The organism is Pectobacterium hainanensis (genome assembly GCF_046237015.1).
Taxonomy (GTDB): Bacteria; Pseudomonadota; Gammaproteobacteria; order Enterobacterales; family Enterobacteriaceae; genus JBJYIN01.
In genome coordinates this window covers 21,631-45,050 of record NZ_JBJYIN010000023.1, presented here as the reverse complement: position 1 = coordinate 45,050, position 23,420 = coordinate 21,631, and the positions used below count along the sequence as shown (strand labels likewise).

Here is a 23,420-nt window from a genome sequence, read left to right as displayed (position 1 = left end):
AACGGCGGATAAACCGCCGTTTTTGTGTGAGTAGCTGTTTTTTCGTGCCGATGCCGTTACTGCGTATCGTCTTCCACTGCTAACAATATTGGCTCGTTTTCTATCACCGCTGGTGAACTGGCGCTTTCAATGGTTAACCGGACTTCTGGCGTGATCAAATCGCCCAGAATAGTATAGATTTCCAAAATATCCCTCTGTGCCGCTTCAACGCTATCGGTGATGTAGCCTTCGTTGCGTAACGTCGCGACCAGCGTTGAGAAAACCGCTTTATCAAAGAACTCTGGTGCATTAATGCCGTGTAGCACGGATAGGCGTTGCGCCATATTCCGGCTTTCCTTCTCCAGGGTTCCCCGATTAATCTCAGGGTTCGCTCCCAGCAATGACAGGGTAATAGCGTATCGTTGCAGCGTTTCTCGCACGCCAGCGGCTAAAAGTTGTAGTGTACGGATTCGAGCTGGATTGATGACCAATGCGCCTTCCTTCGTGCACAATAACTGTTGCCGGGTTAGCTCGGATACTAAGGTGGAGATAACTTCTGGCAGTTGTTCCTTCGTGTAATGCAAAAACAGCTCAGCCTGAAGGAGCGGATATATCAGCGTGACTTGGCGAACGACTTCCTCAAGCGTGATACGGCGATGATGAATCGCCATACTGGCAATCAATGACGGCAATATCAGCAGATGCTGAATATTATTGCGGTAATAAGTCATTAGAACAGCCTGTTCACGCGGCAGAATAATGATATCGCCGATACTGTCTTTCTCGACTTCAAACTTATTCATATCCAGCGCGTGTTCCAGCAATTCATCAGCCGTTTTCTTCGGTGCGGTGATGTCTTTGTGGTAAGGAACATTACGCAATAGTTGTAGATAACAATCCAATTGCTCCTGCATTTGTTCTCTGGTCAGAGAACGCTGACGCGATGCCAGTAATGCTGTGGAACAAAGGTTCATTGCGTTTGCCGCTGCCGAATTATTGATACGAACCATAATATCGGTGGCGATGTTTTGCACTGTAGGCGTCAGCCAACTGGGGCGCTGTGCTTCAATCGGATCGATAGCATCACGCCATTGCGGCACATGCTGATTCAGATACGTCGTCAAGGGGAGCGGTTCGCCGAAGTTTACATAGCCCTGGCCCAGATTGCGTAATTTACGTAGCCCGCGAACCATCTGCATAAAGCCTTCTTTCTCTTTGGTCGCACCACGCAGTTCTTTTGCGTATGTCCCGACTTCCATGACGTGTTCATAGCCGACATAGATAGGGACTAACGTAATAGGGCGTGTACCGCCGCGTAACATGGCCTGAATGGTCATGGCCAACGTACCGGTTTTTGGCTCCAGCAAGCGACCAGTACGTGAACGACCACCTTCAACAAAATATTCTACCGAGTAACCTCGGGCAAACAGCTCGCCAAGATACTCGCGGAAAATGGTGGAATACAGTTTGTTGCCTTTGAACGTGCGGCGAATAAAAAATGCGCCAAGGCGACGGAAAATCGGCCCGGCGGGCCAGAAATTAAGGTTGATACCTGCCGCGATGTGCGGTGGAACCAGGCCCTGATGGTAGAGGACATAGGATAGCAGCAGGTAGTCCATGTGACTGCGGTGGCAGGGGACATAAACGATTTCATGTCCATCCTGCGCCAATTGGCGCACGCGTTCGGCATTATGGACGTTGATGCCTTGATAAAGACGATTCCACGTCCAACTTAATACACGATCCGATAGACGAACGGCTTCATAAGAGAAGTCTGCCGCGATCTCTTCCATTAAGGCAATGGCGTTTTGCTGTGCTCTTTCGTGGGAGACTTTTTTGCTGCGCGCTTCGTCATCCACGGCTTTTTTGATTGCCTTGGAATCAAGTAATTTATTAAACAGTTCCTGGCGTACCGGCAGACGAGGCCCTACCGCCGCTAACCGCTGACGAGAGAAATGCATTCGTGCGACGCGTGCCAGCTTATGGGCGATGGTTTTGTCGGTGCCGTGTTCTGTCGCCATATAGCGTAATGACACTGGGCTGGAGAAACGGACAAGGCTGTCGCGCCCCAGCCACAGAACGGCAAAAAATTTCTCGATACCGTTGAGCAACCGTAAATGCGGCGTGGCCTGATTTTGCCCCTCACGACCGGGTGAGCGTCCAAACATGACAGAGACCGGCACCATTTGCACGTCCAGATCGGGATTTGCGCGGTGCAGGTCCAGATAATCGTGGAACAGCTTTACCGATTCCTGTTTGGGGATGTAGTAGCGGAAAACCCGAGGGCCGTCATTGATGAATACATGACTAGGTAAGGCCACATCACCAATGATTACCGGTTGCAGAGGGTCTGGCAAACCTAGCGCCTGACACTTTGTCTGCAACGTCAGCAAATCTGCCTGAGAATTGTAAGGTAATACATAGAGAATCGGTCGTAACGGGTCTAAACCCAGTTCGGTTTCGGGATCTATGGGTATGACTTTACTTTTCACTAACAGCCTGAGCGGGAAACTCAATAATTTATAGTAAATTTTACGCCAACCTGACATAACAACTTAAAGCCTCTTGTTAGCAATGCGCCGCAAGGATACCAGAAACTACGCTGGAGATCTGTGGTGATGAGACAACGGTTAAGCGTTAAAATGCGAGCGATCTCTTATACTCGTTATCTTTCCGGTTTTGAGTGTGTTGGCTGTATGTCCTGGGCCAACATTCCGAGGCGTTCAAAATGACAATGTTTTGCCTGGCAACCCGAAGCCGATCAGGTATCTATACTATTTTTAGCAATTGGAGGATGAATGAATAAAGCAACGGGGATGACCCGGATTATCAAGGCGACCGGTTATTCTCTTAAGGGGCTTCAGCAAGCGTGGCAACATGAAGCCGCTTTTCGTCAGGAAACGGTACTGACGATCGTTGGCGTCGTTGCCGCCTGCCTGCTGCCCGTCTCTCTGGTTGAGAAACTGCTGCTTATTGGCTCAGTTGTGTTAATCATGCTGTTTGAGCTAGCAAATAGTGCGATTGAAGCGGTCGTCGATCGCATCGGTATGGAGCACCATGAGTTATCTGGTCGGGCAAAAGATATCGGTTCTGCGGCGGTATTTGTGGCCATTTTATTGGCGGCTGTCGTCTGGATCAGCATTATCTGGCAGAATTTTGCGTGAAGGTTTGCAGAAACTAATAAAAAACTGAGGTTTACCCATCTCCTGGTTCCCAAGCGAGCATGACCTGTATATACTCACAGAAAGACTGTATAAACAACCAGGGGGCGGAATGAAAGTACTAACAGCCAGACAGCAGCAGGTCTATGACCTGATCCGCGATCATATTGCGCAGACCGGTATGCCGCCTACGCGTGCGGAAATTGCCCAACAGCTAGGATTTCGTTCACCGAATGCCGCTGAAGAGCATTTAAAAGCATTAGCGCGTAAAGGTGTGATTGAAATTGTCTCTGGCGCCTCTCGCGGTATCCGCTTACTGATGGAGGACGAAACCGGTATTCCGTTGATTGGTCGTGTTGCGGCTGGTGAGCCGCTCTTAGCGCAACAGCATATAGAATGTCACTATCAGGTTGATCCCTCGATGTTCAAGCCCAGAGCGGATTTTTTGCTACGTGTGAATGGGATGTCGATGAAAGATATCGGCATTATGGATGGTGATTTACTTGCCGTACATAAGACGCAGGATGTTCATAATGGACAGGTCGTCGTCGCTCGTATCGAAGATGAAGTCACGGTAAAACGCCTGAAAAAACAGGGCAGTGTGGTGCATTTGCTGGCTGAGAATGACGCGTTTTCTCCCATCGTGGTAGATCTACGTGAACAGAGTTTTTCGATTGAAGGTTTGGCTGTCGGCGTTATTCGTAACGGTGACTGGAGCTGATTTTTCTGCTGTGAGACGCGCTAGAACGGGTTGTTTTAGTATTTGCGCGTTTTGATTCGAGGCATTTTTTGACGTTTTATGGGCACATGTCAATGTGCCCGATAGCCTTGCAGGGCTAGCGTTTCTTGATTGGAATACTATGGTCGTGATCGCACTGATCTGTCTGTTTGCATGCCGCCACTTCCTGGCAACCTTCGCAAAGACCATGAGCTTCAATAACGCTGTGGCGTAAAGTAAAGCCAGCTTGTTGCGCTAAATCACGCAGATTTTCCTCTACACCTTCGGTTTGACGTTCGGCTACCTGACCACACCGATCGCAAATGAAGAGAGCAGAGGTATGGCTATGATCTTCAATATGGTGACAAAGTACATAGCTGTTGTTTGACTCAACACGATGAATAAATCCCTGTTCCAGCAAAAAATCAAGGGCACGATAGACCGTCGGTGGTTTGGCCTGAGGTTCTGATATCCGCAGAAGATCGAGCAGATCATAGGCACTGATAGCACCAGTCTGCTCCGCCATTAAGCGTAACACTTCCAGTCGTTGTGGCGTCAGACGAACACCGCGCTGCTGACAAATCTGTTCAGCCTGGGCAAGCAGGTTGTCCTGAGTGGTTGAATGCATTGTCATATCACCCTGACGGATAGAGGAACAAGCTCATATCTTATCATGGCTGAAGAAAAACGCCGAGATAGTGAGGCGGATTGGATAAATCCTCGATATCAGGCAACCAAATCGATAAGCAAGGCTTGTAATGCGGTTTCTGCCTTTAAATTTAGTACCGTTTCCTGTTGGATAAAGGCTCCATCGCCACAGCATAGCGCCTGACGGCCCGATGATTCGTAGAGGCTCATTGAACCATTAATCGATTGTAGATAGGCCTGATTGCCTTGTAGCTTAATGGTTTTTTGCTCATTTTCTTGCAATTCTAAATGATGGATCCACACTTGCTGACGGAGTTGTAAACTACCTTGATCACCTTCTGGTGAGGCTAATAAGTGATGGCCTGTTTTATTGAGCGTGAGTCGTTGTAGCGAGCTGTTTTCCCGCGTTGGGCACGCATCCAGCCACAGTTGCATTCGAGTGAGTGGTTTACAGTTGCTGGTGTTATGTTCGCTATAGCTGACATTCGGTTGCGTTGCGAATAGCAGCACTTCCCCTTCTTTGGCGTGGACATGATGGCCATTACTATCGCGGTACTCGGCCTCGCCCTGGAGAATGATGTTTAAAATATCCACGCTGGGGTAGGTACGCGGCTGGAACGATGCTCCGGGCGTCAGGACTTCCTGATTGAGCACTCGTAACGATGCGTAACCAAGCAGCTGTGGGTCAAAATAGTGGCCGAATGAGAACGTATAGCGTGCCTGCAACCAGCCATAGTCAGCTTGACCGCATTGTTCCGCTGCTCTTTTGATGATCATGGTAATGGCCCTGAGTATTTATTTCTTAAACAAATAGTAATTGTGTGGACGCTGGATTGTTAGCTAGTTAATCTGGTGGGCATATTCAAAATTCCTGAATGAGTACGAAAATGGCTAAAGAACGAGCACTGACGCTGGAAGCCTTACGCGTTATGGACGCAATTGATCGTCGGGGAAGTTTTGCCGCTGCGGCAGATGAGTTAGGGCGAGTGCCCTCTGCTCTCAGCTATACCATGCAAAAGTTGGAAGAAGAGTTAGATGTTGTCTTATTTGATCGCTCTGGGCATCGAACGAAATTTACGAATGTTGGCCGGATGCTACTTGAGCGCGGGCGTATTTTGCTTGAAGCCGCGGATAAGCTCACTACGGATGCAGAAGCGCTGGCGCGTGGTTGGGAAACTCACCTAACGATTGTGACAGAAGCATTGATTCCCAGTCAGCGCCTATTCCCACTGCTCGATAAGTTGTCTTTAAAAGCGAATACCCAGGTGTCTATTTTGACCGAGGTGTTAGCCGGAGCCTGGGAACGTCTGGAGCAAGGGCGAGCGGATATTGTCATTGCGCCGGATATGCATTTTCGTGCCTCTTCTGAAATCAATACGCGTAAGCTGTACACCATGAAGAATATCTATGTCGCCAGCCCGGATCATCCCATCCATCAGGAAGCCGAGCCACTATCAGATGTGACACGGGTAAAATACCGCGGGATTGCTGTTGCCGATACTGCGCGGGAACGTCCAGTCTTAACAGTACAGTTATTGGATAAGCAACAGCGTCTGACTGTGAGCTCTCTGGAAGATAAACGACGTGCTTTATTAGCAGGATTGGGCGTTGCGACAATGCCATATCCCATGGTCGCCCAGGATATTGCTGAGGGGAGATTGCGTGTTGTCAGCCCAGAATATTCATTGGAAAGTCAGATTATTATGGCCTGGCGGCGAGATAGCATGGGAGAGGCTAAGTCTTGGTGTTTGCGGGAAATCCCTAAGTTGCTTAATCAGGCTTAAGGTTTGAGTGACTCGTGTTGTCGGTATTAAGGGGAAAAAGGCATGATGACTCATACCTTTTTATCCTACGAGGTTAAATCGTAAAGGTTTTATCACGCCCATGCGGGGCGGTGAGGTTTTGTTCCGGGCCGAGCGATATTATGCCGTGTGGATTGATCGTTCCGTGGCTTCGATAATAGTGGTGACGGATATGCGCCATATTGACCGTATCAGCGATGCTGGGCATCTGATAGATATCACGTAAAAAGCCGAACAGGTTTGGGTAATCGCTTAAGCGGTATTTGTCGCATTTAAAATGGGTGTGATAAACCGGATCAAAACGGATTAGCGTAGTCCACAGACGTAGATCGGCTTCTGTTAACTGTGAGCCAGTGAGGTAACGCTGTTGGGAGAGTATGGCTTCCAACCGGTTTAGTGCATCAAATACTTTCGTAGCGGCTTCATCATACGCAGATTGACTGGTCGCAAAACCTGATTTGTAGACGCCGTTATTCACGTCGTCATAAATCCAACGGTTTAGTTCATCAATCTGCGAACGTAATGCCAGCGGGTAGTAATCACCTGCTTTAGCGCCAATTTGATCAAATGCGCTGTTGAACATACGAATAATATCGGCGGATTCGTTACTGACAATGGTGTGTTGCTCGGTATCCCATAATACCGGGACGGTCACCCGCCCGCTGTAGTCAGGCTCGGCATGAAGATAGAGTTGATAGAGAAACTCGTGTTGGTAAAGGGAATCGCCAGTTGCGCCGGGAAAATCGATACCAAAGGTCCAACCCTGATCCAGCATCAAGGGATGTACGATAGAAATGGCAATATGGTTTTCCAACCCTTTCAACTGCCGCATAAGCAAGGCACGATGTGCCCAGGGACAGGCAAGGGAAACATAAAGATGATAACGGCCTGATTCAGCCTGAAAACCGCTGGTTCCTGTGCTACCGGGCTGACCATCCGCAGTGACCCAATTGCGAAAGCGTGATTCTGAACGTTTGAAATGCCCACCGGTAGATTTTGTTTCGTACCAGGTATCGTGCCATACGCCGTCAACCAGTTGCCCCATAAATCCTCCCGTTAATGAAACAATGACAGAACGACGGCAAATTTTTATTGCCGCCGTTTGTGTTTGATTATTAAGTGTAGTGCACACCGAGCATGCGCAGAGTTACCACTTTTTATTCAGTATCCGGTCAAGACTGAATGCGCCAGGGCCAGTCACTGCCAGTAGAATATAGCCACCTGCAATTGTCAGGTTTTTCATGAACATCAACTGATTTGCGCCTTCAGCGAAGTTAGTATGGAAAAGCAGTGCTGTGAGTAGCGTAAATCCTGCGGTAAACACGGCAACTGTGCGCGTTAATAAACCAAACAGAACCGCCAGCCCACCACCTAACTCCAATAAAATGGTTAAGGGAAGCAGGAAGGTGGGGACACCCATTGCCTGCATATATTGTTGTGTGCCTGCATAAGCGTCACCTAATTTTCCGTATCCTGCAAAGATAAACAGAATTGGCATTAAGATACGTGCAATCAGTAGTGCGGTGCTTTCTAAATTTTTCATCATGTCTCCAATCAATCTTGTGTATACCCGTCATACTTCAAGTTGCATGTGCGTTGGCTGCGCTACTCGGCCCGTCGTGGGCCTCGCCCTAAAGGGCCGCTGCAAGCAGCGTTCAAACCTGCCTCTGGCAGATTTGTCAGTCACCCGAATCACTTACTCAAGTAAGCTCATCGGGATTCCTTCTCTTGCCGCGTTATTCGGCCTTATGGCCTCACCCCTTCGGGGTCAGCGCAAGCGCTGTTCAAAAACGTTTTGCCGTTTTTGTCCTGAAACTTGAATTATTTTGGGTATAGAACCTTAATGACTCGTTATGTTTTGGTGATTGAGTTATGGGTGGTCTTTACCCATCCATCAACTTATGGGGGGATAATATCGTGGCGTAATATGGCGTGCCAGCGAGTATAATTGTCGGTTTCTTTCAGAAAAATTGATGTTTTTGCTGTGGCGCACACGATACCGGTCAACAACGTTGAAATACTCAAGTGATGATGTGGATTATGGTCAGAAAGAATAATAGTCAGCGCCGTATTGTTATTGCTGGTAGGCGAGTGTGTTAGGTCAACGTCGAGGGAATGTTTTGCGGAAAAGCCTAATCGTCCCCCATAGCCCCATTGCGCGTTTGCCCCAGCGAAACAAGCGGCTTGGATGACGTGCGCCGTAAAGTGCAATGAGGCTGGAACCAATGACCCAATATTTGCGCCATTGCACTAAATTGTGCCAATAACGATCGTAATGGGCGGTTGAATCCATCCACTCATGTTTTCCTGCGGAAAGATCCAACCGCTGCTGTTGTATCGTGCGTAGCAATTGTGCCTTTTCTTTGCTGCGCTGCTGTTGGCTCATTTAGATTCGTCCTCCAGCAAAGCACGATCGGTTTCCAGTTCCTTACGGGTTGCTTTAAGTAGGGTAGAACGCCGAACCTTTATGAGTGTCCAGACGCCGATAATGAGCGCAAGGCCAAGTAATAGGGTGGTAATGCATCCGAGAGCGAATAATCGATGTTGAGCATCAATCCCCAAAATAATTAACGCAATCAGTGTCATTAGACCAAACGTGGCGAAAATCAGCGTTAGCCCAGCCATGATCAACAGTTGAATCAGGTTGGTTTTTTCTTCTTCCAACTCAATAACGGCCAAACGTACACGAGTTTCCACCATACTGACAAGAATGGAAATAATACGTTGTGCAGATGCTATGGCCCCGCTTGCGGGGCCTTGTCGTTGTTTATCTGTCATGATTGCGGACTAATTAACGGCGAGAGAGCAGAACACCGAGTACAACACCCACTGCTGCACCGATACCAACACCGGTCCATGGGTTTTCACGGACATAGTCATCTGCACATCCCACGGCTTCGCGCGTCTGGTTAGCAATGCGCTCACCGGTGTCGCTCAGGCGAGATCGGGTTTCTTTCAGGGCGTTTTCTGCTTTGCTGCGTAGTTTATCCAACTCCGCTTTGGATTTATCGCTGGAGGTACTTAATACTTCTTCGAGCGTATCCGCCAATGATTTTAATTCGGCGCGTAAATATTCTGAATTTTGATCTTTAGCCATATTAAATAACCCTTAAAGTTATAACCGGAGTTTTAACTATAGCTGAGGTTTTAATTTTTGCTCATAAAATAGGGTACAGATGATTCTGATAACGTGCTGTAAATTTTGGTGATTTATCTTCACCTTCATCAGTCGTGGCGAGGCCACAAAATCATGGCGTGATTTGAGCGGCGAAAATGTTACTTTGTTATTTCCTTTCTAGTTGACGTAGTTCTTGCTCCGCTTCTGCCAGTTTTTTCTCACGCTTCAGGATCTTGTCAGCATCATCCTTTTGCCGACTCTCATTCAGTTCCTGACGGCGTTCAGCCACTTCTTGTCGCTGTTTTGCGATATTATCCTGATGTTTGGCGGCCAATCCTTCGTCGGTGCAATGGTTTTTCACTTCAGCTAATGCCCGTTCTAAGCCAGCCACGCGAGCACTGTTCCCGTGTTGACGAGCATTATCAATCTGACGTTGAATATCCTGCTCTTTTTGCAGACAGGTTCCTGGGAGGCTTTCTGCATGGGCAAGTGACATGCCAAGAATGCCGCAGGATAAAGCGATAGCCACTATTGGTGTTTTCATATCGTCACCCTAACTTGGATTGTTTTTGCGTGAGTTTTTGCTGCCAGAACGGTGTGGGCTGAACCACCTGTTGTGTGGTTATGTTGGCCTTGGGCAGTGACAGGCGCAAGACATCTCTGGCTGCAACGGTTTGTTCCGGAGAGGCAAGCCGAACAACCAGGCTATCTCTGGCTGGCGTAATGCTTTTTATCGCAATACCGCGTTCATTGAGACGCTGGTAAATATAAAACCCATCTGGTAATGCGCCCCCTTGATAGAGCGGTTTGATATGCAGCATCGCATCGTCTTGATAACGATGCGGTGATTGCGAGATCACCAGAATCGGTAATATGACTAATAACGGTAGCCGCCATATTATTTTATGGCAGAGGGGGCGTGGACGGCCATCTTGTGATTTTGAAAAACGCCCCAGCATCTTTTTAGATTTTAACCAATTGATTAGCACGGTTAATTCCCTTTTTCTGCGTTAGCCGTTCGTTTTTTACGCCACAGCACGAATAATGAGCCAAAAAGGCCGATAAAAAGCAGAACTAATGGCAACATCATGAGGAAAAACATGAGTTCGTCTTCGTATTTCAGAAATACGGGAGTTTTTCCTAAGGCAAAACCCATTGAAACCAGAATTAATACCCATAGCAATGCGCTCATCCAATTAAAGAACTGGAAACGCGCATTGTCCAGGCCTGACAAACCGGCAATGGTTGGCAGTAGCGTGCGCACAAATGCCAGAAAACGCCCAATTAATAAGGCGGATAGGCCATGACGATGGAACAATTGATGTGCGCGTTGATGATAGTGGGCGGGTAAGTGTGATAACCAGCCTTGTACGACTCGGGTATTCCCTAGCCATTTTCCCTGAATGTAGCTGACCCAACATCCCAGACTCGCTGCCGTCGTCAATAATACGATGGTAAAGGGGAAATTCATGGTGCCTTTGGCAACCAACACGCCAACCAGAATGAGTAAGCTATCGCCGGGTAGGAACGCTGCGGGTAAAAGCCCGTTTTCTAAAAAGAGAATCAAAAACAGCAATATATAAATGGTCCAGACCAATTTGGGGTCGGCTAAGATATCGAAATTCTGATGCCAGAGTGCGTTCAATAATTCTTTAATAATATCCATCCGGTATCCTAATACTACTGTATTTCATTAAATCCGGTCTGAAACGCGCCCGGTCATGATAAGGGTGAAGAATGCACTTCACCAGGTGGTACATCCCGGCGTATTGTTATGATTATTAGAGGTTATCCGAGATCTGTTCCCAAACGATATCCGCGTTAGTTTCACCGTGGATAAAACCGTTCACTGACGAATTGCTCGTTGTTAATGTGTTTTCCTATCCGAACCGATGAATTAAACGTAAGAAAAACGTGCTAACTGTAACAAAATCGGTGTGGCTGAGACAGAAAAATATCACAGCAAGGCGGTGAATTTAAGGCGGTTTAGCGGGGGAACATTGATCTTTCTGTCATATTTTACACTCACTGACAGAAATCGACGCTTTTTGACTTTTTTGCCCCTGTTTGGCGTGTCAGGGGCGATATGGTCTCGAAGTTACAGCTTGTTGGCATTGATCTGGTCGAGATGTACGACGGGATTTTCGGCAAACATATAGCGATCCACATTAAATTCAAAATCATCTGTGGTGGCTCGAAACAGCATTTGTTTCGTGTTTTCCAAATGTTGCCACATGGCCAGTTTGGCTGCGTAAGGATCTTTCCGAATCAGTGCCTTAAGGATTTGATCGTGATCTTCGCACCAGCTTTCGATCGATTTATCATCAATATGTTCGTGTAGTTTACGCCAGTACGGATTATGGATACGTTGGCTCCACATCTTTTCAACGATGGTCGCCATGGCGGAGTTTTGTGTCGCGAGGGCAACCTGCACATGAAATTTCAGATCCCACTGTGAATCACGAAAACGATCTTCCTGACGGGCAAATTCCTGAATTTCCATTAATTGCACAATATCCTGCCGGGTGACCTGCGTGGCGGCAAATTCAGCAATATTACTTTCGATAAGCTGGCGAGCCTGAAGCAGTTCAAATGGACCGGTGGTGGCGAACTCAATATCCCCACTGGGCATTAACAGATTTTTCTGCTGATTTGAAATGACATGAATGCCTGAACCTTTGCGGACTTCGACGTATCCTTCAACTTCTAGCATGATGATCGCTTCGCGCACGACGGTGCGGCTGACGCTCATTTCCTCAGAAATATAACGTTCTGCCGGTAATTTCTCGCCGACCTGATAGATGCCGCTTTCGATACGCTGCTTTAATTCTGCGGCTAACTGCTGATATAGCCGGCGGGTTTCTGTAAGTGCCATGATGCCTGCCCTTAGATAGATGACGGTCCATGTGCTATGTCAGGGCCTCAAGGTCTATCTTGTTAATCTCTGGGGGAATGATTTGTTATACCACTTAATATTAACTGCAACTCATGTCGGGGTCACAGTTATTTGTTGTGACGGTGATGACAGTGATGCGGAAGGGAATCACCCGGTGACAGATGGCACCGGGTGAAAAAGGGAAATAAATCAGTGTTGTTGTGCTTCTTTCAATGTGTCTTGGTCTGGTGGTGTGAGGTCAGCGGCCGGGCGGTCTTGCAGAACGGTCCAGATCACCACTGCGCCTAACAAATCGAAGACAGCCAGTGCAGCAAACAGCGGGCTGAAGCCCATCGTATCCGCCAACGCACCGACAACCAGAGCAAACATCGTACTTGCCATCCATGCAGCCATACCGGTTAAGCCGTTGGCGGTAGCAACTTCATTACGTCCGAATACGTCAGAAGACAGCGTGATTAATGCACCGGACAGTGACTGGTGAGCAAATCCACCAACGCACAGAAGGGCGATTGCGATATAAGGGCTAGTAAACAGACCGATCATACCTGGGCCAATCATCAGAACTGCCCCCATAGTGACGACCAACTTACGAGAAACGATCAGATTAACCTTGAAGTATTTCTGAAACAGCATCGGCATATAGCCACCCAGAATACAGCCCAGATCGGCGAACAGCATGGGCATCCAGGCAAACATGGCGATCTCTTTCAGATTAAAGCCATAAGCTTTAAACATGAACAGCGGGATCCAGGCATTGAAGGTTCCCCATGCCGGTTCTGCTAAAAAGCGCGGCAGGGCAATGCCCCAGAACTGACGATTGCGCAAGATCTGCCAGGCTGACATTTTCTTCGCATTGTTCGTTTGGTGCTGTGCTTCCTGACCATTGAGGATGTAATCACGCTCTTCATCCGTTAGCTTTTTCTGGTCTTTGGGATGTTTGTAAAAGAACAACCAGCATAGCGCCCAGATCAAGCTTAAGGCGCCGGTAATGACAAAAGCCAACTCCCAGCTATGGATCATTATGGCCCAAACTACCAGCGGCGGAGCTACCATGGCACCAATAGAAGAGCCCACGTTGAAATATCCGACGGCCACAGAACGTTCTTTGGCTGGGAACCATTCACTACTCGCTTTCAAGCCCGCAGGGATCATGGCGGCTTCGGCCATACCCACCGCGCCACGCGCTACCGCTAAACCGCCCCAACTGCTGGCTAGCGCCGTGCCCATGCAGAATACTGCCCACATGATGGCAAACATCGCATAACCGATTTTGGTACCCAACATATCAAGTACGTAACCGGCGATAGGTTGCATAATGGTATAACAAGCTGAGTAAGCCGCGATAATGTAAGAGTATTGCTGAGTGGTGATATGCAGCTGATCTTGCAGCGTTGGTGCGGCAACGGCAATCGCATTACGTGTCAGGTATCCCAGTACGGTGCCAATGGTCACCAAACCGATCATATACCAGCGTAATCCTTTGATTTTACGCATTCTAATTCTCTCCGAGTCAATAAAAACACGGCGATGCCACGATTAATGGCGTCATCGTGTGGGTAAACACGCCTGAGATGGCGGGGGAATCAGAGGTTTCTATCAAATCATTCAATGAACAATGAAACTCGTAATATCAATTGATTACGTTTTTATTGTCTATCAAGTCGGCCTGTTTTTTGATGGGCCAATCTATGGTGTGACTTCATGGACACACGCTTTTTTGTCCTGAAACAGGAAAAACCTTTCTATTTGTAAGATAGAGATTGAATCCCTGTTTAAGGCAGCGCTACAATAATTTGTCATACAACTTTAAAAGTTGAGTGATATCACAAAACCACTATTTTTATGTGGAATCGACGAACTTTCCTCATAAAGAAGCATTGGGTGGGATGTAATAGCAGAAATGCTGCGATATTGTACTGCTTGTTATATTTTTGCGATCATGACCTCACTAATGATGTGAGATATAGAACATAATTGGTGTGATATCTTTAAGTAATCAACCAATATGGTGCACAAGAAGCACGGTAAGGAAGAAAAACATGCCTCAGTTTCTCAGTGAAGATTTTCTGTTAGACAGTGAGTTTGCCCGTCGGTTGTATCATGAGTACGCCGTAGACCAGCCGATATTTGACTACCATTGCCATTTACCGCCAGAACAGATTGCGGAAAACTATCGCTTTAAGAATTTGTATGACATCTGGTTGAAGGGTGATCACTATAAGTGGCGCGCGATGCGTACCAATGGGGTACCGGAACGTCTTTGCACAGGTGATGCAAGCGATTGGCAAAAATTTGAGGCATGGGCAGCAACCGTTCCCCATACTATTGGTAATCCGTTGTATCACTGGACGCATTTGGAATTACGTCGTCCATTTGGGATCACCGGTACGCTGCTGTCTCCGTCAACGGCCAAAAACATTTGGGATCGTGGTAATGCTCTGCTGGAGCGTGATGACTTCACCGCACGTGGCATCATGCAACAGATGAACGTGAAAATGGTTGGCACGACGGACGATCCGATTGACGATCTGCGCCATCATAAAGCTATCGCACAGGATGGAAGCTTTAGCATCAAAGTGCTGCCTAGCTGGCGTCCGGATAAGGCGTTCAATATTGAATTGGAGACCTTTAACGATTATATGGCGAAACTGGGCGAGGTGTCTGATACGGACATTCGTCGTTTCAGCGATCTACAGGCTGCGTTGACCAAGCGCCTCGATCATTTTGCCGCCCACGGTTGTAAGGTTTCCGACCATGCGCTGGATGTCGTGCTTTTTGCGGAAGCCGATGAATCTACGCTGGATAGCATTCTGTCTCGTCGCCTGTCCGGTGCAGAGCTGAGCGAACATGAAGTTGCCCAGTTCAAAACAGCCGTGCTGGTCTGGTTGGGCGCGGAATATGCGCGTCGTGGTTGGGTTCAGCAGTACCATATCGGTGCGCTGCGCAACAACAACCTGCGTCAGTTCAAACTGCTGGGGCCGGATGTTGGCTTTGATTCTATCAACGATCGCCCTCTGGCGCAGGAATTGTCTCGCCTGCTCAGCAAACAGAACGAAGAAAACCTGCTGCCGAAAACCATCCTTTACTGCCTGAATCCACGCGATAACGAAGTGATTGGAACCATGGTGGGTAACTTCCAGGGTGAAGGTATGCCGGGCAAGATGCAGTTTGGTTCTGGCTGGTGGTTCAACGATCAGAAAGATGGCATGCAACGTCAGATGACGCAGCTTGCGCAGCTTGGCTTGTTAAGCCGTTTCGTTGGTATGTTGACCGATAGCCGTAGTTTCTTGTCCTACACCCGCCATGAATATTTCCGTCGCATCCTGTGCCAGATGATTGGCCGTTGGGTGGAAGATGGAGACGCGCCTGCCGATCTTCCGCTGCTGGGCGAAATGGTGAAAAACATCTGTTTTGATAACGCTAAAAACTATTTTGCCATTGAGCTGTAATACCCGTTGGCGAACCCCTCGTTGGGGTTCGCCGTGTTGATAATTTGGGGCAGGAAGGAAGGTGATCTTGTATCAACCGTGCCCGAATTGTGATCTTTGTCCTGAGGTAGCCTGTTAATGCAAACGTTAAATCGTCGTAATTTCCCCGGTCGTCAGCATCCAGATCGTGTCATTCAGTTCGGTGAAGGTAATTTTTTACGTGCTTTTATTGACTGGCAGTTGGACCTGTTAAATGAGCACACCGATTTGGATGCCGGTATTGTGGTCGTGCGCCCAATTGATACGGATTTCCCGCCTGCACTGGATACTCAGGACGGTTTGTATACCACGGTTATTCGCGGTCTGAACGAACATGGCGAAGCGGTGCGTGAGCCGCGTCTGATTCGTTCTGTGAACCGTGAAGTCAATGTTTATCGCCAGTTTGATGACTATCTGGCATTGGCTCGCGATCCTAATATTCGCTTTGTCTTTTCTAACACGACGGAAGCTGGCATTAGCTACCACGCTGAAGATAATTTTAACGATGCCCCTCCAGTCAGTTTCCCTGCGAAGCTGACCCGTCTGCTGTATGAACGTTTTAGCCATTTTGACGGCGCTGCCGACAAAGGCTGGGTCCTGTTACCTTGTGAACTGATCGATTACAACGGTGTTGCGTTAAAAGAACTGGTGCTGCGCTATGCCCAACAGTGGAAACTGACGCCAACCTTTACCACCTGGCTGAATGAGAACAATACATTTTGTTCAACGCTGGTTGACCGTATTGTTACCGGTTATCCACGCGCGGAAGTCGACGAACTGCAACAAGAGCTGGGCTATCAAGATACATTCCTGGATACCGCGGAATATTTCTACCTGTTTGTGATTCAGGGGCCACAGTGGTTAGCAGAAGAATTACGCCTGAACAAACTGGACCTGAATGTCCGCATCGTTGATGACATCAAGCCGTATAAAGAACGTAAAGTTGCCATTCTGAACGGTGCGCACACTGCGCTGGTACCTGTCGCGTTTCTGGCTGGGCTGGATACCGTCGGCGAGTCAATGAACGATGCACAGATTGGTCAATTTGTCGAAAAAACGATCGCTGAAGAGATCGTCCCGGTACTCGATTTGCCGCACGATGAGTTGATGTCTTTCGCTCAGGCGGTATTGAGCCGTTTCCGTAACCCCTTTATTCAACACCAACTGCTGTCTATTGCGCTGAATGGTATGACGAAATTCCGTACCCGCATTCTGCCGCAGTTGCTGGCCTATCGTGAACGTCAGGGAACGTTGCCGCCGCGTTTAACATTCGCGCTGGCTGCGTTAATTACGTTCTATCGTGGTGAACGCGATGGTAAGAACTATCCGTTGCAGGACGATGCACATTGGCTGGAACGTTATTCCTCGCTCTGGAGTGGCGTGAAAGATAACACGGTCAGCCTGGCTGAACTCGTGAATACCGTGTTAAGCGATTCTGAGCACTGGGAACAGGATCTTACACAGGTTCCGGGGCTGGCTGCACAGGTAACACAACAGGTGCAAACTATCGTTGAGCGCGGCATGCGATCGGCGGTGGAAGGTTATTGCTAACAGCAAAAAAGGTTTATCCATGCAAAGCATCATAAAAATTCATTCTTTGGACAATGTGGCTGTCGCGCTACGCGATTTGGAACAGGGTGAAACGGTGGCAGTGGAAGGCCATTCGATCACGCTTGTGCAGCCAGTGGCCCGTGGGCATAAATTTGCTCTGGAAGCCATCGCTCCGGGGGAGATGATTACCAAGTACGGTCTGCCAATTGGTCATGCTTTGGTTTCTATCTCATCCGGTGAGCACATCCATTCACAGAATGCGAAAACCAATCTGAGCGATCTGGATGAATATCAGTACCAGCCTGAGTTTCTTGAACTGCCGCAGCAAATGCAGGATCGGGAAGTACAACTGTATCGTCGTAAGAATGGTGATGTCGGTATCCGTAATGAGCTGTGGATCTTGCCGACGGTGGGCTGTGTTAATGGTATTGCCCGTCAAATTCAGCAGCGTTTCCTGAAAGAGACACAGGATGCGCAGGACATTGATGGTGTTTACCTGTTTAGTCACCCATTCGGCTGTTCTCAGTTAGGGCAGGATCATGAGAATACCCGTACGATGTTGCAAAATATGGTACGTCACCCCAATGCAGGGGCGGTGTTGGTCATCGGTTTGGGGTGTGAGAATAATCAGGTTGATGCTTTCCGTACCACGCTGGGAGAATATGATGCTGAGCGTGTCACCTTTATGATTTGTCAGCAGCAGGACGATGAAGTAGAGGCCGGTCTGGCGCGACTGCACGAACTTTATGATGCCATGCGTCATGACAAACGTGTGCCGGGTAAGCTGAGCGAACTGAAATTCGGTCTGGAATGTGGTGGTTCGGATGGCTTGTCGGGGATCACGGCGAATCCGTTACTGGGTCGCTTCTCCGATTACCTGATCGCTAACGGCGGGACGACGGTTCTGACCGAAGTACCGGAAATGTTTGGTGCGGAGCGTATCCTGATGAGTCGTTGCCATGATGAAGAAACGTTTGAGAAAACGGTGCACATGGTGAATGACTTCAAACAGTATTTCATCGCCCACGATCAGCCGATCTATGAGAATCCATCACCGGGTAATAAAGCCGGTGGGATTACGACTCTGGAAGAGAAATCTCTAGGTTGTACGCAAAAAGCCGGACAGAGCAAGGTCATGGATGTTCTGAAATATGGTGAGCGCTTACATACCCCAGGTCTCAATCTGCTTAGTGCGCCCGGTAATGACGCTGTCGCCACCAGTGCATTGGCGGGGGCGGGATGTCACATGGTGTTGTTCAGTACCGGTCGCGGTACGCCTTACGGCGGGTTTGTTCCGACGGTGAAGTTGGCAACGAACAGTGAGCTGGCGAAAAAGAAACCGCATTGGATCGATTTTGATGCGGGCCGTCTGATTCATGGTATGCCGATGGATGAACTATTGACGCAATTTGTCGATTTGATCGTCGATATTGCCGGTGGAAAACAGGCTAAAAATGAAGCTAATGATTTCCGAGAGTTGGCAATATTTAAAAGTGGCGTAACATTGTAAATCTTCGTCAGTAGAATTAACATAAAACGGCGTTTCATTTGAATGAACGCCGTTTTTTTATCATCGCCGTTTTCTAAGGTTAAAGGTCATGACAGCATATTGGTTTGCTCAGTCGGTGGGCGTACTGGCTTTTCTGGTCGGTATTACCATGTTTTTTAATCGTGACGATCGCAAATTCAAAGTACAGCTTTCGGCCTATAGCACCGTCATTGGGATACACTTTTTTCTGATGGGGGCAAACTCCGCAGGGGCAAGTGCTCTACTCAATTCGAGTCGCACACTGATCTCGCTGAAAACACATAATATTGCCGTGATGTTTGTGTTTATCGCGCTGACTCTGCTTTTCGGCTTATCCAATCTGAAACATGCCGTCGAGTTGCTGCCAATATTCGGAACGGTGATCAGTACCTGGGCATTATTCCGTACTTCTGGATTAACCACTCGCTGCATTATGTGGTGTGCTACCGCCTGTTGGGTGGTACACAATATTTGGCTGGGATCGATCGGCGGATCGTTGATTGAAGGCAGTTTTTTGCTGATGAACGGTTTTAACATCATTCGATTCCGACGAATGCAAAAACGAGGAATCGATCCTTTTAAAATCGAAAAGAAGCAAGCAAGTAAGTAAGAGGGTAGAAGGTAGAAGAAAGGATTCACCTTGGCAAAGGCGAAGGATAGCCCGAAGGCTATCCCATAAGCGATTACAGCATATTCAAACGTTCTTTTTCCGCCAGTTTGGCATCTTCGGCTTCACAAACCGCCGCAATAAAGATCACGTCCGTTGAGGAGTTGACCGCCGTTTCTGCGGAATCCTGCAATACACCGATAATGAAACCAACCGCAACCACCTGCATGGCGATATCGTTTGAGATACCAAACATGCTGCATGCCAGTGGGATCAGCAGCAATGAACCACCTGCCACGCCAGAGGCACCACAAGCGCAGATTGATGCCACCACGCTAAGTAGCAACGCAGTCAGTAAGTCGACATGGATACCTAGCGTGTGGGCAGCGGCTAAAGTTAACACTGTGATAGTGATGGCCGCACCTGCCATATTAATGGTTGCGCCCAATGGAATAGCGACGGAATAAGTATCCTCATCCAGATTCAATTTACGGCACAGTTCCATATTCACCGGAATATTGGCGGCGGAACTGCGGGTAAAGAAGGCGGTTACACCACTTTCTCGTAGGCAGCGTAATACCAATGGGTAAGGGTTTTTACGGGTTTTCCAATAAACAATCAGTGGGTTGACGACAAGGGCAACCAGCAGCATACCGCCGATCAATACCATCAATAGGTGCGCATATCCCCATAAAGCATCAAAGCCAGTTTCGGCTAGAGTCGAGGCGACCAGACCGAAAATCCCCAGCGGTGCAAAACGGATGACGACGCGAACAATAAAGGTTACGGCATGGGCTGCATCGGTAATTAAATTCTTAGAGGTTGCCGAACCGTGGCGAAACGCAATACCTAAGCCAACCGCCCAAGCAAGAATGCCGATATAGTTAGCATTGATGAGGGCATGAATAGGGTTAGCGACAATATTCATGAGCAACCCTTTTAACACCTCGATAATACCTGATGGCGGTGTAATGTCTGTTGCCTGCGCATTAAGTACCAGAATCGAAGGGAAAAGAATGCTTAGCACCACCGCGACGAAGGCAGCGGAAAAAGTACCGATAATATAGAGCAGTAGTATCGAACGAATATTGGTTTTTTGGCCTTGCTGATGATTGGCGATGGACGCCATGACTAACATAAGCACCAGTAGCGGCGCAACCGCTTTCAGTGCGCCAACGAACAGCGTCCCTAACAGTCCGACGGCGATAGCCGCCGGTGTGGAGATTGAGGCCAGAATGATACCGGCAACAAGCCCCAGAAGGATCTGTTGAACCAGGCTACCTTGAGTAATGTATTGCAAAAAACGTGACTTATTCTTTTCCATAAATTTGACGGTATAACCGTTTCCGCTGAGTGGTTGTGTATTACGAATGCATAACCTCTGGCATAACCGATCGCCGGGTTTTGTTCTATTCCGTAACGAAGTGTGTTTGAGCGTATCAGTATATGAAAATTTAATTATTGGAAAAGAGCTGATGGCATTTTTTATGCTTTAGCGTGGCATTTATGCAGTAAATACCACGCTGTACCGACTGAATGCGGTGCGGCGTGGTAGAAAAGACGTGTTATTGTGCGGCGCGGCGGTTAACCCAAACGTTAATCAACAAGGTAAGGATCAAAATACTGGCAACGATACCGAGCGAAATAGCGATAGGAATGTGGAAAATATCGATTAACAGCATCTTGATACCGATAAAGACCAAAATAACCGCCAGCCCATATTTCAACAGAGAGAAACGCTCAGCCACACCAGCCAGCAGGAAGTACATGGCGCGCAAACCCAAAATGGCAAAGAGGTTGGAGGTTAAAACAATAAAGGGATCGGTCGTCACGGCAAAAATGGCTGGGATACTGTCAACGGCAAAAATCACGTCACTGATTTCCACCAGAATCAGAACCAGAAAAAGCGGTGTCGCGTACAACAGCCCGTTACGACGAACAAAAAATTTGTCGTTTTCAATATTGTCGGTCATACGCAGGTGCCCACGTAGCCAACGGACCATCGGTTTATCGCCAATGGTGCTGTCATCTTCTTTTGCCAGCGCCATTTTTATACCGGTAAACAGCAGGAATGCACCGAAGACATACAGTAACCACTGGAATTGGGTAACCAGCCAACTGCCACCGAACACCATAAGCGTTCTTAGTACAATCGCACCCAGCACGCCGTAAACCAGTACGCGCCGTTGATACTGTGGTGGAACGGAAAAATAGCTGAAGAGCATTAGCCAGACAAAAACATTATCAACAGCGAGTGCTTTCTCGATCAGATAACCCGTCAGGAAAGCCAGAGATTGGGCATTGGCGACTTCACGCCCCATCGTCCCATCCAGATACCACCAAAAACCTGCGTTGAACAATAAAGAAAGCGTCACCCAAACAAGAGACCAGCCTGCTGCCTGTTTGAATGTCATCACCGTCGACCCTTTTTTCCCCTGATAGAGTAGGTCGATGGCAAGCATCACGATAACAATGATGGCAAAGCTGCCCCATAACCACGGCGTACCAATGGTGTGCATAGCAATATCCTTTGAATGAAAACGAAAACGGCCAACATCGGAAGACGTTGGCCGCTTTATCATCAAGCTGCAAATGAACCTCGCCTTCCGGCAAGGTCTCACTTACAACTTAATGTTCAAATTCATTAAGTTGCCCGGTAACCGGATGCGTTATGCACCGTAATGACGATTAACCGGCGGAAAGTTACTCCCCTTTGCTCAACAAAAGATAGGTGAAAACCTGATCCAGGTCAAATAATTATCGCCATGGTATCGTGTTCACCTTACTCGTCACTCGGCATGCCCCGACGCAATCGCATCCGCGGGGAAAACAACCCCGGTTTGTCGGCGTATTTCGGTCAGTAATTTTGCCACTGTCCGCGAACGTGTGATTGCCGCATCGTCGACATGGTTATCGGCCACGAGCGCGGCAAAACGCGCGGCTTCATACAACATGCTATTGATATGCTGTGGTTGGCTCAGATCCAACGATTTTCCGTCTCGTGGAATAAAGGTGACTTGTTGGCATTCAGACAGTTTCTCAATGACTAGCGATCCCTCTTCCCCTTGGATCTCACTGGCAATAGCAGAATTGCTGACTTTAGAGTGTATGACTGTCACGTCAAAATCACCGTAATTCATGACGAACGTACCGTGTGCGTCAACGCCGCTCTCCAGCAGGGTGGCACTGGCCTGCACCGTATCCGGCTCTCCCCATAACGCAACGGCAAAAGAGAGGCAGTAATAGCCGATATCCATAACGGAGCCGTTGGAGAACGCAGGATTGAAGGTATTCGGATTTTCTCCAGCCAGATATTTCGGATAGCGGGAGGAATATTGGCAATAGTTCAGAACCACTTTGCGCAATTTACCGACTTTGGGCAGCGCCTGCTGTACGACATTGAAATTGGGCAGGCTGGCTGTTTTGAATGCTTCAAAAAGCACGACCTGGTTTTCTCTGGCACAGGCAAACATCTGTTCAACTTCATCGCGATGGGAGGCCAGCGGTTTTTCACAGATAACATGCTTGCCATGGCTCAGGAATAGCAGCGATTGTTCGCAATGCAATGAATTAGGGCTGGCAATATAAACGGCGTCGATAAGTGTGGATTTCGCCATGTCTTCCAGCGAACTGAATAGCGTATCAACATGGTAATCGATTTGATATTGCTGCGATTTTTCTGGTGAACGTGAGTAGATGGCGGTCAATTTCATTTTGCCGGTTTCATGGGCGGCATCGACAAACTGACGGGTGATCCAACTGGTTCCTATAATAGCAAAGCGAATCATAGCGTTTGGTATCCTGCTGACATCCATGCGGGGTGATCAGATTACCATGGTGAAATAACAAGGCAACGGTGCCGTTATCTCGAACCTGAACGTGCTTTTTTCCCGTAGGCAGAGAAAAGCATTTACTGGCGTTCGATTTTAAGGGATAAACAGCGCA

At 48.2% G+C, this 23,420-nt stretch carries 23 protein-coding genes; 7 read left to right on the top strand and 16 right to left on the bottom strand.

Annotated elements, in window-relative coordinates; genetic code table 11:
* Nucleotides 1-56: 56 nt before the first annotated feature.
* A complete protein-coding gene (gene plsB, locus ACKPVM_RS18790; protein WP_409311327.1) occupies nt 57-2,528 on the bottom strand; it encodes a glycerol-3-phosphate 1-O-acyltransferase PlsB in 2,472 nt (823 codons plus the stop codon).
* 249 nt (nt 2,529-2,777) lie between these two features.
* Between plsB and ACKPVM_RS18785 the strand changes: the two genes are divergently transcribed.
* Both ACKPVM_RS18785 and lexA read left to right on the top strand, forming a co-directional pair.
* Nucleotides 2,778-3,143 (top strand): diacylglycerol kinase, encoded by a 366-nt coding sequence (locus ACKPVM_RS18785; protein ID WP_409311326.1) that lies wholly within the window; start codon nt 2,778-2,780, stop codon nt 3,141-3,143.
* 109 nt (nt 3,144-3,252) lie between these two features.
* On the top strand, nt 3,253-3,861 hold the full coding sequence (lexA, locus tag ACKPVM_RS18780) for a transcriptional repressor LexA (protein ID WP_409311325.1): 609 nt from the start codon (nt 3,253-3,255) through the stop codon (nt 3,859-3,861).
* A gap of 115 nt (nt 3,862-3,976) precedes the next feature.
* Here lexA and zur read toward each other — a convergent pair whose 3' ends face one another.
* Both zur and ACKPVM_RS18770 read right to left on the bottom strand, forming a co-directional pair.
* Nucleotides 3,977-4,486 (bottom strand): zinc uptake transcriptional repressor Zur, encoded by a 510-nt coding sequence (gene zur / locus ACKPVM_RS18775; protein WP_409311348.1) that lies wholly within the window; start codon nt 4,484-4,486, stop codon nt 3,977-3,979.
* Between the two features lie 98 nt (nt 4,487-4,584).
* The gene (locus tag ACKPVM_RS18770; protein WP_409311324.1) at nt 4,585-5,283 is read right to left on the bottom strand and encodes a pirin family protein; all 699 of its coding nucleotides are present in this window, start codon (nt 5,281-5,283) and stop codon (nt 4,585-4,587) included.
* Between the two features lie 110 nt (nt 5,284-5,393).
* Between ACKPVM_RS18770 and ACKPVM_RS18765 the strand changes: the two genes are divergently transcribed.
* Entirely contained in the window at nt 5,394-6,290 is an 897-nt protein-coding gene (locus ACKPVM_RS18765; protein ID WP_409311323.1) for a LysR family transcriptional regulator, read from the top strand.
* Nucleotides 6,291-6,363: 73 nt separating this feature from the next.
* Here the strand turns inward: ACKPVM_RS18765 and ACKPVM_RS18760 are convergent, their stop codons facing one another.
* The 10 genes from ACKPVM_RS18760 to ACKPVM_RS18715 form a co-directional block, all read right to left on the bottom strand.
* Nucleotides 6,364-7,353, bottom strand: coding sequence for a glutathione S-transferase family protein (locus ACKPVM_RS18760; RefSeq protein ID WP_409311322.1), 990 nt, complete (start codon nt 7,351-7,353; stop codon nt 6,364-6,366).
* Between the two features lie 102 nt (nt 7,354-7,455).
* Complete coding sequence (locus tag ACKPVM_RS18755; protein ID WP_409311347.1) at nt 7,456-7,851, bottom strand: DoxX family protein; 396 nt, start codon at nt 7,849-7,851, stop codon at nt 7,456-7,458.
* A gap of 558 nt (nt 7,852-8,409) precedes the next feature.
* A complete protein-coding gene (locus ACKPVM_RS18750) occupies nt 8,410-8,694 on the bottom strand; it encodes a YqjK-like family protein (RefSeq protein ID WP_409311321.1) in 285 nt (94 codons plus the stop codon).
* A complete protein-coding gene (locus ACKPVM_RS18745) occupies nt 8,691-9,086 on the bottom strand; it encodes a phage holin family protein (RefSeq protein ID WP_409311320.1) in 396 nt (131 codons plus the stop codon). Before ACKPVM_RS18745 ends, ACKPVM_RS18750 begins: the two co-directional genes overlap by 4 nt.
* Before the next feature lie 13 nt (nt 9,087-9,099).
* The gene (locus ACKPVM_RS18740) at nt 9,100-9,405 is read right to left on the bottom strand and encodes an ElaB/YgaM/YqjD family protein (protein ID WP_409311319.1); all 306 of its coding nucleotides are present in this window, start codon (nt 9,403-9,405) and stop codon (nt 9,100-9,102) included.
* Nucleotides 9,406-9,592: 187 nt separating this feature from the next.
* Nucleotides 9,593-9,970: a DUF1090 domain-containing protein gene (locus ACKPVM_RS18735; protein ID WP_409311318.1), complete on the bottom strand. Its 378-nt coding sequence runs from the start codon at nt 9,968-9,970 to the stop codon at nt 9,593-9,595.
* Nucleotides 9,971-9,974: 4 nt separating this feature from the next.
* Complete coding sequence (gene mzrA / locus ACKPVM_RS18730) at nt 9,975-10,385, bottom strand: EnvZ/OmpR regulon moderator MzrA (RefSeq protein WP_409311346.1); 411 nt, start codon at nt 10,383-10,385, stop codon at nt 9,975-9,977.
* Nucleotides 10,386-10,417: 32 nt separating this feature from the next.
* The gene (locus tag ACKPVM_RS18725) at nt 10,418-11,092 is read right to left on the bottom strand and encodes a DedA family protein (protein WP_409311317.1); all 675 of its coding nucleotides are present in this window, start codon (nt 11,090-11,092) and stop codon (nt 10,418-10,420) included.
* Nucleotides 11,093-11,524: 432 nt separating this feature from the next.
* Nucleotides 11,525-12,301: a transcriptional regulator ExuR gene (exuR, locus tag ACKPVM_RS18720; RefSeq protein WP_409311316.1), complete on the bottom strand. Its 777-nt coding sequence runs from the start codon at nt 12,299-12,301 to the stop codon at nt 11,525-11,527.
* 210 nt (nt 12,302-12,511) lie between these two features.
* Nucleotides 12,512-13,816 (bottom strand): MFS transporter, encoded by a 1,305-nt coding sequence (locus tag ACKPVM_RS18715; RefSeq protein WP_409311315.1) that lies wholly within the window; start codon nt 13,814-13,816, stop codon nt 12,512-12,514.
* A gap of 545 nt (nt 13,817-14,361) precedes the next feature.
* On the opposite strand from ACKPVM_RS18715, the gene uxaC reads away from it, so the two are divergent.
* The 4 genes from uxaC (at nt 14,362) to ACKPVM_RS18695 (ending at nt 19,478) form a co-directional block, all read left to right on the top strand.
* Complete coding sequence (gene uxaC / locus ACKPVM_RS18710; protein ID WP_409311314.1) at nt 14,362-15,771, top strand: glucuronate isomerase; 1,410 nt, start codon at nt 14,362-14,364, stop codon at nt 15,769-15,771.
* Between the two features lie 117 nt (nt 15,772-15,888).
* The gene (locus ACKPVM_RS18705; protein WP_409311313.1) at nt 15,889-17,340 is read left to right on the top strand and encodes a tagaturonate reductase; all 1,452 of its coding nucleotides are present in this window, start codon (nt 15,889-15,891) and stop codon (nt 17,338-17,340) included.
* A gap of 19 nt (nt 17,341-17,359) precedes the next feature.
* Nucleotides 17,360-18,850: a UxaA family hydrolase gene (locus ACKPVM_RS18700; protein WP_409311312.1), complete on the top strand. Its 1,491-nt coding sequence runs from the start codon at nt 17,360-17,362 to the stop codon at nt 18,848-18,850.
* An 88-nt stretch (nt 18,851-18,938) separates the two neighbouring features.
* The gene (locus ACKPVM_RS18695) at nt 18,939-19,478 is read left to right on the top strand and encodes a YgjV family protein (protein ID WP_409311311.1); all 540 of its coding nucleotides are present in this window, start codon (nt 18,939-18,941) and stop codon (nt 19,476-19,478) included.
* 73 nt (nt 19,479-19,551) lie between these two features.
* Here ACKPVM_RS18695 and sstT read toward each other — a convergent pair whose 3' ends face one another.
* From sstT to ACKPVM_RS18680, 3 genes are all read right to left on the bottom strand, one after another.
* Complete coding sequence (sstT, locus tag ACKPVM_RS18690) at nt 19,552-20,799, bottom strand: serine/threonine transporter SstT (protein WP_409311310.1); 1,248 nt, start codon at nt 20,797-20,799, stop codon at nt 19,552-19,554.
* A 241-nt stretch (nt 20,800-21,040) separates the two neighbouring features.
* On the bottom strand, nt 21,041-21,994 hold the full coding sequence (locus tag ACKPVM_RS18685; RefSeq protein ID WP_409311309.1) for a TerC family protein: 954 nt from the start codon (nt 21,992-21,994) through the stop codon (nt 21,041-21,043).
* Nucleotides 21,995-22,264: 270 nt separating this feature from the next.
* Nucleotides 22,265-23,263 (bottom strand): Gfo/Idh/MocA family protein, encoded by a 999-nt coding sequence (locus ACKPVM_RS18680; protein WP_409311308.1) that lies wholly within the window; start codon nt 23,261-23,263, stop codon nt 22,265-22,267.
* Between the last annotated feature and the right edge of the window lie 157 nt (nt 23,264-23,420).

Excerpts from the sequence above, each read along its gene's own strand:
- plsB (WP_409311327.1), bottom strand. The coding sequence starts at position 2,528 with ATGTCAGGTTGGCGTAAAATTTACTATAAATTATTGAGTTTCCCGCTC.
- ACKPVM_RS18785 (WP_409311326.1), top strand. The coding sequence starts at position 2,778 with ATGAATAAAGCAACGGGGATGACCCGGATTATCAAGGCGACCGGTTAT.
- lexA (WP_409311325.1), top strand. The coding sequence starts at position 3,253 with ATGAAAGTACTAACAGCCAGACAGCAGCAGGTCTATGACCTGATCCGC.
- zur (WP_409311348.1), bottom strand. The coding sequence starts at position 4,486 with ATGCATTCAACCACTCAGGACAACCTGCTTGCCCAGGCTGAACAGATT.
- ACKPVM_RS18770 (WP_409311324.1), bottom strand. The coding sequence starts at position 5,283 with ATGATCATCAAAAGAGCAGCGGAACAATGCGGTCAAGCTGACTATGGC.
- ACKPVM_RS18765 (WP_409311323.1), top strand. The coding sequence starts at position 5,394 with ATGGCTAAAGAACGAGCACTGACGCTGGAAGCCTTACGCGTTATGGAC.
- ACKPVM_RS18760 (WP_409311322.1), bottom strand. The coding sequence starts at position 7,353 with ATGGGGCAACTGGTTGACGGCGTATGGCACGATACCTGGTACGAAACA.
- ACKPVM_RS18755 (WP_409311347.1), bottom strand. The coding sequence starts at position 7,851 with ATGAAAAATTTAGAAAGCACCGCACTACTGATTGCACGTATCTTAATG.
- ACKPVM_RS18750 (WP_409311321.1), bottom strand. The coding sequence starts at position 8,694 with ATGAGCCAACAGCAGCGCAGCAAAGAAAAGGCACAATTGCTACGCACG.
- ACKPVM_RS18745 (WP_409311320.1), bottom strand. The coding sequence starts at position 9,086 with ATGACAGATAAACAACGACAAGGCCCCGCAAGCGGGGCCATAGCATCT.
- ACKPVM_RS18740 (WP_409311319.1), bottom strand. The coding sequence starts at position 9,405 with ATGGCTAAAGATCAAAATTCAGAATATTTACGCGCCGAATTAAAATCA.
- ACKPVM_RS18735 (WP_409311318.1), bottom strand. The coding sequence starts at position 9,970 with ATGAAAACACCAATAGTGGCTATCGCTTTATCCTGCGGCATTCTTGGC.
- mzrA (WP_409311346.1), bottom strand. The coding sequence starts at position 10,385 with ATGCTGGGGCGTTTTTCAAAATCACAAGATGGCCGTCCACGCCCCCTC.
- ACKPVM_RS18725 (WP_409311317.1), bottom strand. The coding sequence starts at position 11,092 with ATGGATATTATTAAAGAATTATTGAACGCACTCTGGCATCAGAATTTC.
- exuR (WP_409311316.1), bottom strand. The coding sequence starts at position 12,301 with ATGGCACTTACAGAAACCCGCCGGCTATATCAGCAGTTAGCCGCAGAA.
- ACKPVM_RS18715 (WP_409311315.1), bottom strand. The coding sequence starts at position 13,816 with ATGCGTAAAATCAAAGGATTACGCTGGTATATGATCGGTTTGGTGACC.
- uxaC (WP_409311314.1), top strand. The coding sequence starts at position 14,362 with ATGCCTCAGTTTCTCAGTGAAGATTTTCTGTTAGACAGTGAGTTTGCC.
- ACKPVM_RS18705 (WP_409311313.1), top strand. The coding sequence starts at position 15,889 with ATGCAAACGTTAAATCGTCGTAATTTCCCCGGTCGTCAGCATCCAGAT.
- ACKPVM_RS18700 (WP_409311312.1), top strand. The coding sequence starts at position 17,360 with ATGCAAAGCATCATAAAAATTCATTCTTTGGACAATGTGGCTGTCGCG.
- ACKPVM_RS18695 (WP_409311311.1), top strand. The coding sequence starts at position 18,939 with ATGACAGCATATTGGTTTGCTCAGTCGGTGGGCGTACTGGCTTTTCTG.
- sstT (WP_409311310.1), bottom strand. The coding sequence starts at position 20,799 with ATGGAAAAGAATAAGTCACGTTTTTTGCAATACATTACTCAAGGTAGC.
- ACKPVM_RS18685 (WP_409311309.1), bottom strand. The coding sequence starts at position 21,994 with ATGCACACCATTGGTACGCCGTGGTTATGGGGCAGCTTTGCCATCATT.
- ACKPVM_RS18680 (WP_409311308.1), bottom strand. The coding sequence starts at position 23,263 with ATGATTCGCTTTGCTATTATAGGAACCAGTTGGATCACCCGTCAGTTT.